Source organism: Bacillus benzoevorans (assembly GCF_014207535.1).
Lineage (GTDB): Bacteria > Bacillota > Bacilli > Bacillales > Cytobacillaceae > Bacillus_BD > Bacillus_BD benzoevorans.
Genome location: NZ_JACHGK010000001.1, coordinates 272337 through 289131, shown reverse-complemented (window position 1 = coordinate 289131; position 16795 = coordinate 272337). Strand labels below are relative to the sequence as shown.

At 38.8% G+C, this 16795-nt stretch carries 18 protein-coding genes; 6 read left to right on the top strand and 12 right to left on the bottom strand.

Features of this window, described 5'->3' with window-relative positions:
- Positions 1–4: 4 nt before the first annotated feature.
- The 3 genes from pyc to HNR53_RS01505 all read right to left on the bottom strand — a co-directional run bounded on the left by pyc (position 5) and on the right by HNR53_RS01505 (position 5419).
- Entirely contained in the window at positions 5–3445 is a 3441-nt protein-coding gene (gene pyc, locus HNR53_RS01515; RefSeq protein WP_184521885.1) for a pyruvate carboxylase, read from the bottom strand.
- Positions 3446–3642: 197 nt separating this feature from the next.
- Entirely contained in the window at positions 3643–4851 is a 1209-nt protein-coding gene (locus HNR53_RS01510; RefSeq protein WP_184521881.1) for an FtsW/RodA/SpoVE family cell cycle protein, read from the bottom strand.
- A gap of 283 nt (positions 4852–5134) precedes the next feature.
- Positions 5135–5419 carry an Fpa/YlaN family protein gene (locus tag HNR53_RS01505; protein ID WP_184521878.1) on the bottom strand — a complete coding sequence of 95 codons (285 nt, stop codon included), beginning with the start codon at positions 5417–5419 and terminating at the stop codon, positions 5135–5137.
- Positions 5420–5614: 195 nt separating this feature from the next.
- Here HNR53_RS01505 and HNR53_RS01500 point away from each other — a divergent pair, with 195 nt between their 5' ends.
- Positions 5615–6115 carry a molybdopterin-binding protein gene (locus HNR53_RS01500; RefSeq protein ID WP_184521875.1) on the top strand — a complete coding sequence of 167 codons (501 nt, stop codon included), beginning with the start codon at positions 5615–5617 and terminating at the stop codon, positions 6113–6115.
- A 43-nt stretch (positions 6116–6158) separates the two neighbouring features.
- Here HNR53_RS01500 and HNR53_RS01495 read toward each other — a convergent pair whose 3' ends face one another.
- Positions 6159–7487, bottom strand: coding sequence for a PhoH family protein (locus tag HNR53_RS01495; protein WP_184521872.1), 1329 nt, complete (start codon positions 7485–7487; stop codon positions 6159–6161).
- Positions 7488–7851: 364 nt separating this feature from the next.
- Between HNR53_RS01495 and HNR53_RS01490 the strand changes: the two genes are divergently transcribed.
- Complete coding sequence (locus HNR53_RS01490) at positions 7852–8436, top strand: YhcN/YlaJ family sporulation lipoprotein (RefSeq protein WP_343065251.1); 585 nt, start codon at positions 7852–7854, stop codon at positions 8434–8436.
- Between the two features lie 80 nt (positions 8437–8516).
- On the opposite strand, the gene HNR53_RS01485 is transcribed toward HNR53_RS01490, so the two are convergent.
- Positions 8517–8972, bottom strand: coding sequence for a pyridoxamine 5'-phosphate oxidase family protein (locus HNR53_RS01485; protein ID WP_184521869.1), 456 nt, complete (start codon positions 8970–8972; stop codon positions 8517–8519).
- Positions 8973–9175: 203 nt separating this feature from the next.
- On the opposite strand from HNR53_RS01485, the gene HNR53_RS01480 reads away from it, so the two are divergent.
- A complete protein-coding gene (locus HNR53_RS01480; protein ID WP_184521866.1) occupies positions 9176–9379 on the top strand; it encodes a YlaI family protein in 204 nt (67 codons plus the stop codon).
- A 32-nt stretch (positions 9380–9411) separates the two neighbouring features.
- On the opposite strand, the gene HNR53_RS01475 is transcribed toward HNR53_RS01480, so the two are convergent.
- The 3 genes from HNR53_RS01475 to typA form a co-directional block, all read right to left on the bottom strand.
- Positions 9412–9699 (bottom strand): hypothetical protein, encoded by a 288-nt coding sequence (locus tag HNR53_RS01475; protein WP_184521863.1) that lies wholly within the window; start codon positions 9697–9699, stop codon positions 9412–9414.
- Between the two features lie 25 nt (positions 9700–9724).
- Complete coding sequence (locus HNR53_RS01470; protein WP_184521861.1) at positions 9725–10027, bottom strand: YlaH-like family protein; 303 nt, start codon at positions 10025–10027, stop codon at positions 9725–9727.
- 129 nt (positions 10028–10156) lie between these two features.
- A complete protein-coding gene (gene typA, locus HNR53_RS01465) occupies positions 10157–11995 on the bottom strand; it encodes a translational GTPase TypA (RefSeq protein ID WP_184521858.1) in 1839 nt (612 codons plus the stop codon).
- 188 nt (positions 11996–12183) lie between these two features.
- Here typA and HNR53_RS01460 point away from each other — a divergent pair, with 188 nt between their 5' ends.
- Entirely contained in the window at positions 12184–12369 is a 186-nt protein-coding gene (locus tag HNR53_RS01460; protein ID WP_184521856.1) for a YlaF family protein, read from the top strand.
- 59 nt (positions 12370–12428) lie between these two features.
- Here the strand turns inward: HNR53_RS01460 and HNR53_RS01455 are convergent, their stop codons facing one another.
- Complete coding sequence (locus HNR53_RS01455; RefSeq protein WP_184521854.1) at positions 12429–13229, bottom strand: inositol monophosphatase family protein; 801 nt, start codon at positions 13227–13229, stop codon at positions 12429–12431.
- A gap of 166 nt (positions 13230–13395) precedes the next feature.
- Positions 13396–13590 (bottom strand): hypothetical protein, encoded by a 195-nt coding sequence (locus HNR53_RS01450; RefSeq protein ID WP_184521851.1) that lies wholly within the window; start codon positions 13588–13590, stop codon positions 13396–13398.
- 266 nt (positions 13591–13856) lie between these two features.
- On the opposite strand from HNR53_RS01450, the gene HNR53_RS01445 reads away from it, so the two are divergent.
- Positions 13857–14486 carry a YktB family protein gene (locus HNR53_RS01445; protein ID WP_184521848.1) on the top strand — a complete coding sequence of 210 codons (630 nt, stop codon included), beginning with the start codon at positions 13857–13859 and terminating at the stop codon, positions 14484–14486.
- A gap of 124 nt (positions 14487–14610) precedes the next feature.
- On the opposite strand, the gene HNR53_RS01440 is transcribed toward HNR53_RS01445, so the two are convergent.
- Both HNR53_RS01440 and HNR53_RS23375 read right to left on the bottom strand, forming a co-directional pair.
- The gene (locus HNR53_RS01440) at positions 14611–14883 is read right to left on the bottom strand and encodes a UPF0223 family protein (RefSeq protein ID WP_184521845.1); all 273 of its coding nucleotides are present in this window, start codon (positions 14881–14883) and stop codon (positions 14611–14613) included.
- The gene (locus HNR53_RS23375) at positions 14855–14977 is read right to left on the bottom strand and encodes a hypothetical protein (RefSeq protein WP_281391614.1); all 123 of its coding nucleotides are present in this window, start codon (positions 14975–14977) and stop codon (positions 14855–14857) included. Before HNR53_RS23375 ends, HNR53_RS01440 begins: the two co-directional genes overlap by 29 nt.
- Before the next feature lie 249 nt (positions 14978–15226).
- On the opposite strand from HNR53_RS23375, the gene HNR53_RS01435 reads away from it, so the two are divergent.
- Positions 15227–16696, top strand: a complete 1470-nt coding sequence (locus HNR53_RS01435; protein ID WP_184521842.1) for an aminotransferase class I/II-fold pyridoxal phosphate-dependent enzyme — start codon at positions 15227–15229, stop codon at positions 16694–16696.
- The last annotated feature ends 99 nt before the right edge of the window (positions 16697–16795 follow it).

The window sequence follows — 16795 nt, the reverse complement described above, 5'->3', positions numbered from 1 at the left end:
TACTTTACTTTTCCAATTCAATCAGTAAATCTCCATTTTGAATGGCTTCACCATTTTGAACATAAATGTCCTTGATGGTTCCTGAGAATGGAGCCTGAACAGTTGTTTCCATTTTCATGGCTTCTGTAATAACGAGATGATCCCCTTTTTCTACCTTTTCACCTTTCTCAACTAGTACTTTGATTACTGTACCAGGCATGGTAGCAGAGAGATGACTTGGATTTTTCGGATCTCCTTTTACTTTCGTAGCAACTGTTGACTTGATGCTTTCATCCTTAATAACCACTTCACGGGTTTGACCGTTTAATTCAAAGTATACAACCCGGGTTCCATCTGGATGCGGCTGACCAACTGATACAAGCTTCACGATTAGTGTTTTACCTGTTTCAATTTCCACTTCAATTTCTTCGCCAAGACGAAGACCATAGAAGAATGTAGGTGTATCCAAAACAGAGATATCTCCGTATTGTTCAACTGCTTTTACATAATCAACAAATACTTTTGGATACAAGGCATAGGCAAGAAGATCATGATCAGTCACTTTTTTGCTTACTTCATTTGTTAATTCCTCGTTTAATGCAGCAAAATCTACTGGTTCAAGAAGCTCTCCAGGACGAACCGCGATTGGTTCTTTTCCTTTCAGCACAACCTTTTGTAATTGTTCAGGGAATCCGCCTTGAGGCTGTCCAAGATATCCGGATAATAATTCAATCACAGAATCAGGGAAATCAATGGTATCACCTTTTGTTAATACATCTTCTTCAGTTAAATTATTTTGCACCATAAATAACGCCATATCTCCAACAACTTTAGAAGAAGGAGTTACCTTAACAATATCTCCAAGCATTTGGTTTACAGTAGCATACATTCTCTTAACGTTATCCCATTCATCACCAAGACCGACTGCTTTTGCCTGCTGCTGCAGGTTGCTGTACTGTCCGCCAGGCATTTCGTGCTGGTAAACTTCTGTATGCGGAGATTTCATACCAGATTCGAAATCCTGATAGTATTTACGAACATCTTCCCAATAATGCGAAAGAGTTTCTAATGATTCAATACTAACATTTGGTTGGCGATCTTTACCCTCCAAAGCATAGTAAAGTGTGTTAGCACTTGGCTGTGATGTCATTCCGGCCATTGTACTGATGGCTACATCGACAATATCAACTCCAGCTTCAATCGCCCTTGCATACGTATAAATTCCGTTTCCGCTCGTATCATGTGTATGAAGGTGAATTGGAATATTTACGCTGTCTTTTAATTCTGAGATTAAACGATACGCTGCCTGCGGCTTTAATAAGCCGGCCATATCTTTAATGGCTAAGATATGAGCACCTTGTGCCTCTAATTCTTTAGCCATATTTTTATAATAATTAACATCATACTTGCTTCTCATTGGGTCTGAAATATCTCCGGTATAACAAACAGCAGCTTCGGCAATTTTTCCTGATTGTCTTACTGCGTCAATGGCGACTTCCATCCCTTTAATCCAGTTTAGGCTGTCGAAAATACGGAATACATCGATTCCCGCTGCAGCTGATTTGGCCACAAATTCACGAATGACATTATCCGGATAGTTTTTATAACCTACGGCATTTGAAGCACGAAGCAGCATTTGGAATAATACATTTGGAATCTGCTTCCTTAATGTTTCTAATCTTACCCATGGATCTTCCTTCAAGAAGCGATAAGCTACATCAAATGTTGCACCGCCCCACATCTCCATTGAGAATAATTCAGGAAGCAATTTAGCTGTCGGTTCAGCAATATTTTTGAACTCATTCGTTCTAATCCTTGTTGCTAATAATGATTGGTGTGCATCACGGAAGGTTGTATCGGTTAATAATACTTCTTTCCGATTTTTTACCCATTGTACAAGACCATCTGCACCCTGTGCGTCTAAGATTTGTTTTGTTCCATTTTTTGTTTCTAAGTCTGAAGCAATCTTCGGAATTCTTGGCTTGTCAAAAACAGGACGTTTTTTCTTTTCAATTCCTGGGAATCCATTGATCGTGACCGTTCCAATATAGTTAAGCATTTTTGTTCCACGGTCTTTGCGCTTTTCAAAAACAAATAGTTCCGGCGTCTCATCAATAAAGGATGTATCGTAATCACCATTGCGGAACTTCTCATGATTGACCACATTGATCAGGAATGGGATATTCGTTTTAATACCGCGAATCCGGAATTCATGAAGGTTACGTACCATTTTGATGGCAGCCTGCTCAAATGTATGGGCATGTGTGGTAACTTTCACAAGTAATGAATCATAGTGCGGTGTAATGACAGAACCTTGGTAGGCATTTCCTGCATCAAGCCGTACGCCAAAGCCTCCGCCTGAACGGTAAGCATTTATTTTACCTGTATCCGGCATAAAGTTATTTAAAGGATCTTCAGTTGTTACACGTGATTGAATCGCATAGCCAAGTGTAATAATGCCTTCTTGATTTGGGATATCAATCTCTTTGCCATGAAGGTCAAATCCTTCCGCAACAAGAATTTGCGTCTGAACAATATCAATTCCTGTGATCATTTCAGTTACAGTATGTTCTACCTGTACACGAGGGTTGACTTCGATAAAATAAAATTCATTCCCGGAAACTAAAAATTCAACCGTTCCGGCATTTATATAATTCACATTTTTCATTAAATGAACAGCTGCATTATTGATTCTGTTACGTAAGTCCTCAGAAAGCGATACACTCGGAGCAATTTCAACTACTTTTTGATGACGACGCTGAATGGAGCAGTCACGTTCATATAGGTGAACAATATTTCCGTGAGCATCTCCGATAATTTGAACTTCGATATGCTTTGGTTTACTAATGTATTTTTCAACATAAACTTCATCATTACCGAAAGCAGCCTTTGCTTCTGATTTTGCACGGTCATATGCTTCCGCTACTTCATCAACGCTGTTGACAATCCGCATACCTCTGCCGCCGCCGCCCAATGACGCTTTGATGATAATAGGGAAACCATGTGTTTCGCCAAAGTTCCTTACATCATCCAGACTGTTTACAGGACCGTCCGAACCCGGAATAACAGGAATATTCGCTTTAATAGCCTGTTCTCTTGCTTTAACTTTATCACCAAACATGTCAAGGTGTTGAGACTTCGGTCCAATAAAAATAATGCCTTCTTCTTCACATCTTTTTGCAAAGTCGATATTTTCTGATAAAAATCCATATCCAGGATGGATGGCATCTACTTCGTTTTCTTTTGCTATTTCAATGATACCTTCGATATCAAGATACGCATCGATCGGTTTTTTTCCTTCTCCTACTAAATAAGCTTCGTCGGCTTTATAACGATGCAGGGAAAGAGAATCCTCTTTTGAATAAATCGCAACTGTACGAATATCCAATTCGTCACACGCTCTAAAAACGCGAATAGCAATTTCCCCTCTATTCGCGACTAAGACTTTATTGATGCGTCTGCTCACTTAAAAAACACCTCATTTATTTAAAAATTTTTGGCCTTGTTATTGATTATTTGTTGAACGTCATTATACAGCCCGCTTTACTATTTTTTATTAAGCGGGCTCGTAACATGCGTATCATTAAGAAATAAATTTATTCTCTATCAACAAACTTGTAACCCAGCCATTTATAAAAAACGCAGGGAAGTTACCCCCCACGTTTATTTACGAAAATAATAGGTTTGTCTTGCCCCATCCTTCGTCTTCTCAGAAGGCGATTTGACATCTTTACGCTTATATTTTTCTTCATAATTTACAAACATAGAGATATTCACAAGAATCCCCATTGCAATAGATAATTGCAATAGCGAGGAGCCCCCGTAACTGACAAATGGCAGTGGAACTCCTGTTAAAGGAATAACTCCTGAGATGCCGCCTAAATTAATAAAGGATTGAATGCCAATCATTGATGATATTCCAATGGCAAGAAGGCTGCCAAACGGGTCTTTGCACCTTACTCCGACAAAAATCCCCTTTAAAATGATGTATCCTAAACATACTAATACAAATGCAACACCAAAAATCCCCAATTCTTCTGCAATGACAGCCATAATAAAATCCGTATGCGACTCAGGGAGATAACCTAGTTTTTGAATACTTTGCCCCAATCCAACACCTTTTAATCCGCCCGAGCCAATAGCGATATAGGAATTAGCTAATTGCCACCCTACTCCCTGCTCATCAGTAAAAGCATTTTTATAGGCGAGGAAACGTCCAAGGCGGACATCAGAGAAAATCTCTTTCCTCATAATAATGGCAGTTGGAATGATGAGCACTAAACCAATTCCGGTCAGCCTCATAATATTTCGCAGGCTCATCCCGGAACAGCAAATCACCGTGGCCGCAATTAAAAAGATAATAAAGGCTGTACCAAAATCCGGCTGAGCTGCTACCAAAATACAAGCAAAAACTACATAGACTAAAGGAGGCACTACCCCCTTGTTAAATTCATTTATGTAGGGCTGTTTCTTTGCGTAAACAGCAGATAAATACATAATAACACATAATTTGACAAATTCCGAAGGTTGGAGCTTTGAAGTACCGATTTTAAACCAACTTTGCGCGTTCCCGGCTACATGTCCAAAGATAAACAAGGCACTTAACCCGAAAAGCGAGCCAAAAACGATCAGCATCAAAAATTTATTACTTTGATACAGTTTATACGGAATAATGGCAACAAACAAAAATACAGCCGCCGAAACAATTAAATTAAAGCGCTGCTTCTGATAAAAATGGTCACTTGCTACTTCGTATACCTGAACCGCCGAAACCATGCTGGCACTATATACCATAATTAGACCGAAAATCGTTAACATCGCTAGGACAACAATAAACGAATAATCATATGATTTCAGAATTTTTTTTAACATCCAACCTCTTCCCTCGTCTTAAAAGTTGTATTACTTATTCTACTATACTATCAAATATCCTGCCTATCCGAGAGAAGAAAAGAGTAATTTAACCGATGTGTTGGTATTTTATACTACATAATACTAGTTAATAAGAAGTTACGCAATAAAGAATTTTCATTTTCAATGCATATTCTTATTATATAATATAGGATGACCGAGGTTAAACTCTATTGTTCAAAAAGTAACATAGTAAATTGGAAAAAAAACTCAAACAAGGAAAGCCATTGTTTGAGTTTTTTGCTTATTTTTTTATGGCAGCCTCGTGCAATAGAAGCAGTTCTCTTTCCAATTCATTCAGGAGATTTTTTCCTTCCTGTTCATCGACTAGACCAAGACGGACAGCAAAATCAATTTCGCGCGATAATCCAAACATTTGCGTGTCTAAAACATCTTCATAAAGCGGACATTGCGGCATAGTAAGATTATCCATCTGCACTTGAATAAGCTTTAATATTTTCACAGCATCAGCTTTCAGTAGCGCACCCGCTTTTTCTTTATTACTATCAACAGTCATTTCAGAAGCCAAAACTGATCCCCCCGTATCCGAGCGATTATCTTGTCTTTAAATTTTAAACTTTAATATCAAAAAAAGCAACTACTATAAGAAGATTATCCCATCTTTAGGGCATATCCCCTTATCTTCTTTTGCCGAGGTGCACGAAATGACAGCAAATTATTATTTTTGTATACTTTAAATAGCCTTAAACGAAGGAGGACAACTATGGAGAAGATCATTACGGTTCATGGAAAGGTTAGGTTTCCCATCACCATTGATCCGAGTGTCTGGATTTTTGATGATCGTAAAATTGATTTAGACATTTATTTTGAACAACACAAAGGGGATATCGATACATTAGAGGATTACACCAGGAACATTTCAAAGCATTGGGATCAGGAAATATTGGAGGGTGCTGCTCCTCCGGACACAGAACCAACCAGAAAAAAATATTTAAAAGAAATTTTATTAACCGGTACTTTCGGAATGCCTTTTAAACCCTTTCTGCAAAATGCCGAGCCGTTAGAAGAGGCTAAACAGGTAATCATTGTCACTAGCGAAGAGGAAACAGCGGTTCCGATTGCTCAAGCGCAGGAAATGATTCTCAAGTTTTCCCAAAATGGAAAACCGTTAACAGAAGATGGACCGGTACACCTTTTATTCAATGATGGGAGCAATAAACAGGATCCAATCAAACATGTAACAGGTTTCAGACTGGAATCCTGATACATTTAAGGAGAGAAAACAGCTGCTTTCTCTCCTTTCTTTTTTAAAGTAAGTCAGCAGCCAGCTGGGCAATCCCCGATCTTTCCCCTTTGATCAGTTTGACGTGACCAGAAATCTGCTGATCCTTAAAACTTTCGACCACATATGTAAGACCGTTGTTATATGCGTCTAAATAAGGATGATCGATTTGCTCCGGGTCACCCATTAGGACAATTTTACTTCCCTCTCCTACCCTTGTTAAGATGGTTTTTACCTCATGCTTTGTTAAATTTTGCGCTTCATCAATAATGATAAACTGGTCAGGGATACTTCTCCCCCTTATATACGTTAAAGCCTCGACTTCAATAGAACCCATGCCGGCTAAGATCGCCTCTAATTCGCCCGGTTTCTTTGCATTAAACAAGTATTCAAGATTATCATAAATAGGCTGCATCCAAGGCCGCAGCTTTTCCTCTTTTTCCCCTGGCAGAAAGCCGAGATCCTTTCCTACTGGAACGATCGGGCGGGCTACGAGCAGCTTTTTATATTCTCCCAAATCCTCCGTTTGCATTAATCCTGCTGCAAGAGCGAGTAATGTTTTCCCGGTCCCTGCTTTTCCAATTAATGTAACCAGCGGCAGATCCCTTCTTAACAGCAATTCAACAGCCATCGTCTGTTGGACATTACGCGGTTTGATCCCCCATATATGATCATGATCAAAAATTAGTTTTTTTACTTTCGCCGCGTGTTTATCGACCATTCCGACAGCAGATGATGATGAACCAAGCGCATCCTTAAGCAGGATAAATTGATTAGGATAAAAAGGGTGGTTTGCTACATCCACTAACGGTAATTCCCCTTTTTCATAAAATCGGTTTAAGATTTCTGTCCCGATAAAAATCTTGAGGAAGCCGGTATAAATATGATCATTTTCAACGACTCTGTCACTGAGAAAATCCTCCGATACCAGTCCAATTGCATCCGCCTTCACCCGGACCAATGCATCCTTACTGACTAATATTACCTGACGCCCGTTCTCCTTTGTATCTTCTTCAAGTGACAGGTTTTTCGCAACGGCCAGAATTCGATTATCGTTCGTTTTTTCAATAAAAATCTCCTGCAGTTGATGGAATGAACGATGATTCAATTCAATTCTTAAGCCCCCGCCATTTTCAAACGGTATTCTTTCGTGAAGCTTACCGTTCGCCCTTAAACCATCGATAATCCTAGATACTTGACGGGCATTTCTTCCGATTTCATCCATATATCGTTTTTTTGAATCCACTTCTTCTAGTACGACCGCTGGGATCACAACCTCATTATCTTCAAATGAGAAAATTGAATTTGGATCTTGTAATAACACATTAGTATCTAAAACGTATATTTTGCTCAATCCGATGCCTCCTGCTCCTATGTGTTTTTATTACTGTGATGCGCTTATCTTTCTATTTTGGCGAAAAGCTTCTTTCATTGTTTTGCCTCTCGTAAAGCACACAGCTATTTGCAGTCAAGTTTTTAGATATCGCAGGGTTTCAAATTTTAGGTCACGGAGCCTATAAGCGAAAGTTTTGTTTTCAGGATGTCACTCTCCTTATTTTCTGTACAACTTTTGTTCGATTAGAACTTTGATAAAATATATGTTTTTTCGCATAAAGATAGAAGATATTTTGCACAATAACCAGTAATGATTTCAATAATTACTTTATAAAGGCATCGTTTTAGGAAATTCAAGCTTATTATTTAGGAGGTTCGTAATCGTGAGGGCATGTATGATCATTATTTTAAGTCTTTTAATCCTCAGTGGATGTAATACTAAAAATGAAATTTCAGAGCAGCATGATCAGGTCATTGACGTTAAAAATAGTACGATCCAAGAGGTGGATAAAGAAACTGGGCAGGAGATCTCAAAACATTTGGTTAGTCTTGCGTCAAGTATGCCGAATGTTCATGATGCCACTGCTGTTGTTCTCGGGAGATATGCCATTGTTGGAATTGATGTAGATAAAAATTTAGATCGCTCCGAAGTAGGATCGATAAAATATTCTGTTGCCGAAAGTTTAAAAAAGGATCCTCACGGGGCACGGGCAGTAGTAGTTGCTGATCCAGATATAAATGCTCGTTTGAAAGAAATATACACTGATATGCAAAATGGGAAACCCGTCCAGGGAATTATGAATGAATTAGCTGATATTTCAGGACGGTTAATGCCGGAAATTCCAGCTGATATGGTGGAACCATCCCCTGCTAATCATCCTACTGAAAAGCCAAAACAAACGCTCAATGGTACCCAAAGGCAAAACCTAGAAAACCAGCAGCAGGAGCAGTCAAATCATCATAAATAAGACTTTGGTGAATCTGGTTAACGAGAAGAAACCATACGTACCTTGCAAATTCCCATTCAAAAAGCTTAGTCAAAAGAAGACTAAGCTTTTTTCATTGCTTGCATAACCTGATTATCTAATTTTTTTGCCGCATTTAAATCATACGTCTTGTCATATTCGGGCAGAACTGTTATTTTTGAACCATAGAACATAACATCTCTTACTTCTTGAATATCTAATTTTATTAACGCCAGTTTTAACGGAACATCTTCCAGCTTTTCCTGGATAATTTTTGCTTCTCCGCTTATGGAGTACGTTGATTCATTGGCCATAAGATTCAGGACGATTTTTGCGTTATGTTTAATGTTTTCTACAATACGAGAACGATTATCAACAGAAAACAGTATCGTCTGCTCACTTTGGGCATACACCCATGAAATAGCACTGACATTTGGAGCTCCTGTCTCATAATCAATTGTTGAAAGAAGAACTAAACGTTCCTTTTGCAAATAATCAACTAATGGCTGCAGTAATTTTGGCTCAACTTGATTTACCATATTTTAGCCCCCTTCTTCATATTTTCATCATATTATGAAAGCATTGTACTTTCAACTGTTTTGCCATATGAAACCATGCATTCGCTCCTTCTAGTGAGATAAATTCGAAACTATTATAAACATATTATATAATAAACATACAATCATTCCTGTGACTCCTGCGGCAAATGAAATGCTAAAGAATTGAATATAGAGGTGTAATCATGAGAGTAAAATGTGTAATTTGCGATACAATCGAATCTATTGATGATAATTCCTTCCAGGCGAAACGGCTGCGCAACCGGCCGATAAACACGTATATGTGTAAAGCGTGTTCCGATCGAATCACAGAAAGAACACAAAAACGAATTGCCTCCGGAAATTTCCATTTGTACCGAAGCAAAAAAAATCCCGATGACTGGGATTAATAAAAAATCCTCCAGATGTGCTGGAGGATTTTTTATTCCGGATAGATGGTATACCGATCAGGAGCTTCGTTAATTTGATTCATCATTACTTCAATTAAATCCCTCGGAAAACGCAGTTTTTCCTGCTTTCCGCCCTTTATAAAGGATACATAATACATCTGTTCATCCTTTTCAATGGTAATGTCAGCAAGAGCATGTTCCGTCTCAAGGATCGAGAAAAACATTTTTTCCGTTTCTACAGCCGCTAAATCTCTTGGTCTGGCATCACTCACCACTTTTATCGTTAACCAATTGTAGACTGCATCCTGAATGGATTCCATCACAATCCCCCTCGTATCACTTCATTTATTGTGCATTTTTATGACGATGTAAACGGATCTTGTAAATTACTAATATTAAGACCGCAACGACTAGACCTTCAGCAATTGGAAGGAAAATACCTAAGAAAGTTAAAAACGTACAACCAAAAATTAAAAAGAGATAAATAATCACTGATTTCAATAAAGGTAATTTCTGTGCAAACCCTAGTTTATAGACAATGATACTTAAAATCAAGATCGTAAGATACAGAAGCCACATTCCAAGATCCGGATGTTCATTCACTTTAAATAAAGCAGCAAAAAAAGATAATCTCTCTGTTATGTCCATCGTTCTTCCCCCTTCTATCTAAAATCCACTATACTATGTATAAACATTTGATTCAATTATACTTTATTTATTAAGGCAATCGTAAATACGAAAGGGAGACGATATTTTCCGTCTCCCTTTTGCCTGCCTTTATGCCAATTCAGCAGATTTTTTCTTTTTCTCTGCTTTCTCACGTTCACTCTTATTCAATATCTTTTTACGCAGACGGATAGATTGCGGTGTTACCTCACAATATTCATCTTCATTCAAGTATTCCAGTGATTCTTCCAACGTTAAAATACGCGGTTTTTTAATTGTGTTCGTTTGATCCTTAGTTGCTGAACGAACATTTGTCTGCTGCTTCATTTTTGTAATATTTACCGCTAAGTCATTTTCACGAGTATGTTCGCCGACAATCATTCCCTCGTAAATCTCTGTACCCGGCTCAACAAAAATGGTGCCCCGGTCCTCTACCTGCATAATACCGTAGGTGGAAGCTTTTCCATTTTCCATGGAAACCAAAACCCCTTGGCGTCTTCCGCCAACTTGGCCAGACTGCATCGGCTGGTAGCTGTCAAATGAATGGTTAATAATACCAAATCCGCGTGTTAATGTTAAAAACTCTGTTGTATACCCGATTAAACCTCTGGCTGGCACATTGAATATCAGACGGACCTGACCACTGCCATTATTGATCATATCGAGCATGTCGCCTTTACGGAATCCCATTGACTCCATAACTGCTCCTGTATGCTCTTCAGGAATATCGATTTGAACTCTTTCAACCGGCTCACAGCGAACCCCGTCTATAACCCTAACAATTACTTCCGGTTTTGATACTTGGAGCTCATAGCCTTCACGGCGCATATTTTCAATCAGGATGGACAAATGCAGTTCTCCACGTCCCGATACGATCCATGCATCAGGTGAGTCTGTATTGTCCACACGAAGACTGACATCGGTATGAAGCTGCTCACGAAGTCTCTCTTCAATTTTTCTAGATGTAACGTATTTTCCTTCACGTCCGGCAAACGGGCTGTTATTCACAACAAATTCCATTTGCAGCGTTGGTTCATCAATTCTTAATACCGGCAGTGCCTCTTGATGCTCAATCGGACATACTGTTTCGCCAACATTGATGTCTTCCATACCGGAAACCGCCACTAAGTCTCCTGGAAAAGCTTCTTCAATTTCAACACGTTTTAAGCCAAAAAAGCCCATAAGTTTAGTTACGCGGAAATTTTTCACCGTTCCATCAAGCTTCATGAGTGCAACCTGTTGACCGACTTTCATCGTTCCGCGGAAAACACGGCCGATCCCAATTCTGCCGACAAACTCATTATAGTCTAAAAGAGCCACTTGGAATTGCAGCGGTTCGTCCCGGTTATCCTCAGGTGCAGGAATATGGTCAATAATCGTATCATACAGCGCCTGCATGTTTTCATCTTGTTTCTCCGGATCAATGCTTGCTGTTCCATTAATACCAGATGCGTAAATAACAGGGAAATCCAACTGGTCTTCATCCGCACCTAATTCAATAAACAAGTCAAGCACCTCGTCAATAACCTCGAGCGGACGGGCAAAATCACGGTCAATTTTGTTCACAACCACAATCGGTGTTAAACGCTGTTCCAGTGCTTTCTTTAGAACAAATCGTGTTTGCGGCATACAGCCTTCATAGGCATCAACGACTAAAAGAACACCGTCAACCATTTTCATGATCCGTTCTACTTCTCCGCCGAAATCAGCATGCCCAGGTGTATCAAGAATATTGATTTTCTTATCTTTATATTGAATGGCAGTATTTTTCGCTAAAATAGTGATACCGCGTTCTCTTTCAATATCGTTTGAATCCATTGCACGCTCTTCTACATGCTCATTTGACCTGAATGTACCTGCTTGCTTTAACAATTGATCGACTAGCGTTGTTTTTCCATGGTCGACGTGGGCAATGATCGCAATATTACGAATATCCTCTCTGATCTTCAAAAAATTTCCTCCTACCTATAATAAGTAAAACATTTTCTATCTATAAAAGGGCTTTTTCTTGTCCCTTAAATGATCGTCAAACTAACTGCAACATTATATCACACTTAAAGTAGAAACCTAAAACTTTTTTGTGTAAAATATACATAGTCGTTAAAATAAAAATTGATTTAGAATTAGGAGCATCGTTCATGAAAAAATTCCATTGGATATTTTTATTATTAGCTTTTGCCGGTGCGGCATGCATAGTTGGGTTCGGAATTTCTGTAGCTGCAGAAAATATCGTTGGTGTCATCGTTTCTGCTATTCTGTTCATCTTCATTATGGGGTTTGGATTTATGAGGAAGAAAAAAATGAGGGAGAACGGTACTCTTTAACCGTTCCCCCCTTTTTTTGCCTTTAAGTTGAAGAGGATTCATCATAAGAAATGACCTAATTACCAATTCCCGTTGTTTAAATAATTTTTCAAAATCTCTTCGTACAGACCGGGTTTTGCGACAAGTACCGAGTTTTGTCCAAGTAAATTAATTGATTTCCCCGTTAAATCTGTTACGTATCCGCCTAATTCTTCTACCATTATTTTTCCCGCAGCAAAATCCCACGGTGCCAGCCGTAAAGTAATATAGCCATCAAGCCTTCCTGCCGCCACTGAAGCCATTTCCAACGCAGCCGAGCCGTATGACCTCGTTCCGCGAAGATCCTTTACAAGTGCACCGAGAATCGCTGGGTTAATGCGTGTATTCTTTGTCACCCAGGTGGTATTTAACCCAATAATCGCTTCCGGCACTTGGACGGTATCTAATTGCTCAAGAGGAAGATCATTCATAAACACACCATTCCCCCTGATGGTATGATATAGTTCATCACGGATTACGTCATAGATTAAGCCAATCCTCCCTATCCCATCTTCATATATCCCAATGGAAATAGCAAAGTTCCGCTGCATATGGACAAAATTGACGGTCCCATCGATGGGATCAATGAGCCAGACGATACCATCCAGTTGTGTTACTTTATCGCCAAACCCCTCTTCGCCTATAATTCGATGTCCAGGATACGTCTCCTTGATATTCTTGATAAAAAACTGTTCGATTGCTTGATCCATTTCAGTCACAAGATCATTGGGGTTGGACTTTGTTTTGATTTTCAATGTTCTGCTTAAGGAGCTTTTTATGATTTCTCCTGCTTCTTTCATCCATTGCTTTGCTTGTAAATCTATTTCCTTCCAATTTGGCATTGCGAACATCACCTGCTATTTTAGTCATCGTTTACTATCATTAGTATTCACCTTTATTTTACCAAATCCTTTATGAAAATAAAAAACGAACTCTTGAGTCCCGCGGAGAGTTCGTTTCTAACCTGAAATCAGCATATTCATTTTCTCTTTTTTACTCCTTTTTTACTTAGAGGGCTTTTAAATTTAGAAGTTCCTGTCTAATCTTTTCCAGTTTTTCTTTGCTTTCTTTTTTCTTGTTTTCATTATTTTCTCCCATTGCCTCAAACAGCGTTGCCAGTTCATAGTCCATTTCCAATCTTAATACAGCTGTTCTTTGTTTCTCCACTGCTTTTTTCTTCACTGAATTCATTACTTGCTTCATTGACAGTACACCCCTTCCAAATTTCATGTAATAATCTTGGAAATAATCTGATTATTTGTATTAATATAATATGTGCTGAGCGCAATTCTTGCAACAAATTTGCACTCTTGCCTATCACATATTTTCATTCATTTTGCACGGGTGGACTAAACTCAATGTTTGAAGTCACCCATCCTTTTATCCCCAACAATTTCACGATTCAATTTATATCTTGATTATTTTGTTTGTGCTACAATATTTGACGAGGTTGATAGGAGGTTGATTGAATGAATTTTAATGGCTTTACAGAGTCAGACTTTGATGTTTTTTTAATAGATGGACTCGATGCGCGGATGGAGGCACTTAAAACACATATCCGGCCCAAACTCGAAACGCTCGGGGCTTATTTTGCACCGATATTATCCAGTATGACAGGTGATGAAATGTTCGCCCATGTGGCAAAACATGCACGCCGGACGATTAATCCGCCAAAGGATACTTGGGTTGCCTTTGCCAGTAACTCCCGCGGTTACAAGATGCTGCCGCACTTTCAAATTGGATTATGGAGAACGCACTTGTTTATCTGGTTTGCCCTTATATACGAAGCGCCCCACAAATCCGAATTTGGCAGAAGACTAGAACTAAACGTCGAAAATATTTACCGGGAGATACCAAAAGATTTTGTTTGGTCGGTTGACCATATGAAACCAGAAGTTCAAAAACATGGGCAGTTGTCACAAGAGGATCTGACAAACATGTTTGTCCGTGTACAAACGGTTAAAAAAGCGGAAATACTATGCGGATACCAAATTTCAAAACAACAAGCCATTACCATACCGGGGAATCAACTTTTGGAGCAGACTCAATTTGTTTTTGAAACCTTGCTTCCTTTATACAAAATGATTGAAACCTCTTGATTTAAGAAACATAAAAGTTCAGTAGGAAGCATATAATGTGGGTGGAGCATTTCCTTAAATCTCAGGGTCTGGCGCTAAATAGTCAGACCCTTTTGGTTTGTTTTTCATTATATGCATTTTTTCGTTAAGTCATTCTAATAATCTTACCGGATTCTGATTCTTTTACCTTTTTCATTGTTTGGTAAGAAGAATACCCGCTCATTTTCTCAAATTCCCCGCAGAGTTTCTTTTCCTCTGCTTTACTTGGAACGATTCCCTTAAACCTTCTATAAACAGCAAGCATCTGATCACGCTCAATTCCCTTTTCGTAAGCACGCTCCACGGCTTCAAAAAAGTGGATAACTTCGATAATTTCATCTGTTGACCAATCATAATCTATCGGGTATTGATATTCCATATGGCTCATCCTTTTCTGTCCAAATATAATTTGATTTTACTAATACATTCATAAATGATAAAGCACTTGCAGCACTTATTTCTTTTTTCTTCATTCTTTCTCCTGCTTAAAATACAAATTAATCCCTATATCCCGCTAACAGCATGCAGCATAGCACCGTAAAATTGATGCTCCTTTTAAAGAAGGAAAAAAACTCTTTTCAACCTTATGTAATAGTGCTATAATTCATTTGTTTTGTTTATGATTTTTAAATAGTAGGCTGAAAATGCATAGAATCGATTATTACTGCATCGAATGCCATTTACATTACTATGATCTTATATAAAAGAGGTGTGGTAATCAATTGTCCCAGCAAAATACACCATTATTCAGTGGCTTAGTTGAACATGCAAAAAAAAATCCAGTTCAGTTCCATATTCCTGGTCATAAAAAAGGGAACGGAATTGCTCCAGAATTTCGTGAATTTATTGGCGATAATGCTTTATCAATTGACTTAATTAATATTGGACCCCTTGATGACTTGCATCAGCCAAAGGGAATTATTAAAGAAGCCCAAGATTTAGCTGCAGAAGCATTTGGTGCCGACTATACATTCTTTTCCGTTCAAGGAACCAGTGGAGCTATTATGACCATGATTATGGCCGTTTGCGGTCCAGGAGATAAAATTATCGTGCCGCGTAATGTGCATAAGTCCGTCATGTCCGCAATAGTATTTTCTGGTGCTATCCCTATTTTCATTCATCCGGAAATAGATGAAAATCTTGGTATATCTCATGGTATTACCATTCATTCCGTGAAACGTGCATTAGAGGAATATCCAGATGCTAAGGGACTATTGGTTATTAATCCGACTTATTTTGGTATATCAGCCGATCTAAAAAGTATTGTCGATTTGGCTCATTCATATAACATGCCCGTTTTAGTCGATGAAGCACACGGAGTCCATATTCATTTTCATGATGAACTTCCGCTGTCCGCCATGCAGGCCGGTGCAGATATGGCAGCAACAAGTGTTCATAAATTAGGCGGTTCCATGACGCAAAGCTCTATCCTAAACGTAAGAGGCAAACTTGTGTCCCATAAACGGGTTCGATCCATTTTAAGTATGCTGACAACAACTTCAACTTCCTATCTGCTGCTTGCATCCTTAGATGTGGCGAGAAAGGAACTCGCAACAAGAGGAAGAGAACTTGTCGATCAAGCACTCCAGATGGCTGATTATATACGGGATCATGTCAATGAAATTGATCATCTTTACTGTGTCGGAGATGAAATTTTGGAAACAGAAGCGGCGTTTGATTACGATCCGACAAAACTCATTATTTCTGTGAAGGATTTAGGTTTGACCGGCTACGCTGTAGAAAAGTGGCTTCGGAAACATTACTCTATCGAAGTGGAAATGTCTGACTTATATAATATTCTTTGTATCATTACCGCAGGGGATACAAAAAGGGATGCGGATATTCTAATTAAAGCATTGAGACAATTAGCCGAGGAACGTACAGAACAAGCTGAGAAGATATCTACCCAAGTGCTATTGCCAAATATTCCGGTTTTAGCCGTAACGCCAAGAGATGCATTTTATGCTGAAACAGAACTGGTTGATTTCGATGATTCTGAAGGCAGAATTATCGCCGAATTTATTATGGTATATCCACCTGGTATTCCAATCTTCATTCCAGGTGAGATCATTACTGCAGATAATCTTATCTATATTAAGAAAAACAGAGAAGCAGGTCTTCCTGTACAGGGCCCTGAAGACTTTGATTTCAAAAAACTGCGTGTCATAAAAGAACACACAGCGATCAGATAAGCAGAATACCTTTTTCCAGAGAAAGAGAAGGACAAATATTGTCCTCCTCTTTCTTTTTTTGTTTATCAAGCATTGAAAAAAGCATGCGCTCTGCATGCT

Excerpts from the sequence above, each read along its gene's own strand:
- HNR53_RS01475 (WP_184521863.1), bottom strand. The coding sequence starts at position 9,699 with ATGGAATCCATTCAGGATGCAGTCTACAATTGGTTAACGATAAAAGTG.
- HNR53_RS01455 (WP_184521854.1), bottom strand. The coding sequence starts at position 13,229 with ATGCCAAATTGGAAGGAAATAGATTTACAAGCAAAGCAATGGATGAAA.
- HNR53_RS01460 (WP_184521856.1), top strand. The coding sequence starts at position 12,184 with ATGAAAAAATTCCATTGGATATTTTTATTATTAGCTTTTGCCGGTGCG.
- HNR53_RS01480 (WP_184521866.1), top strand. The coding sequence starts at position 9,176 with ATGAGAGTAAAATGTGTAATTTGCGATACAATCGAATCTATTGATGAT.
- HNR53_RS01450 (WP_184521851.1), bottom strand. The coding sequence starts at position 13,590 with ATGAAGCAAGTAATGAATTCAGTGAAGAAAAAAGCAGTGGAGAAACAA.
- HNR53_RS01500 (WP_184521875.1), top strand. The coding sequence starts at position 5,615 with ATGGAGAAGATCATTACGGTTCATGGAAAGGTTAGGTTTCCCATCACC.
- HNR53_RS01470 (WP_184521861.1), bottom strand. The coding sequence starts at position 10,027 with ATGGACATAACAGAGAGATTATCTTTTTTTGCTGCTTTATTTAAAGTG.
- HNR53_RS01485 (WP_184521869.1), bottom strand. The coding sequence starts at position 8,972 with ATGGTAAATCAAGTTGAGCCAAAATTACTGCAGCCATTAGTTGATTAT.
- HNR53_RS01510 (WP_184521881.1), bottom strand. The coding sequence starts at position 4,851 with ATGTTAAAAAAAATTCTGAAATCATATGATTATTCGTTTATTGTTGTC.
- HNR53_RS01440 (WP_184521845.1), bottom strand. The coding sequence starts at position 14,883 with ATGGAATATCAATACCCGATAGATTATGATTGGTCAACAGATGAAATT.
- HNR53_RS01445 (WP_184521848.1), top strand. The coding sequence starts at position 13,857 with ATGAATTTTAATGGCTTTACAGAGTCAGACTTTGATGTTTTTTTAATA.
- HNR53_RS23375 (WP_281391614.1), bottom strand. The coding sequence starts at position 14,977 with ATGAAGAAAAAAGAAATAAGTGCTGCAAGTGCTTTATCATTTATGAAT.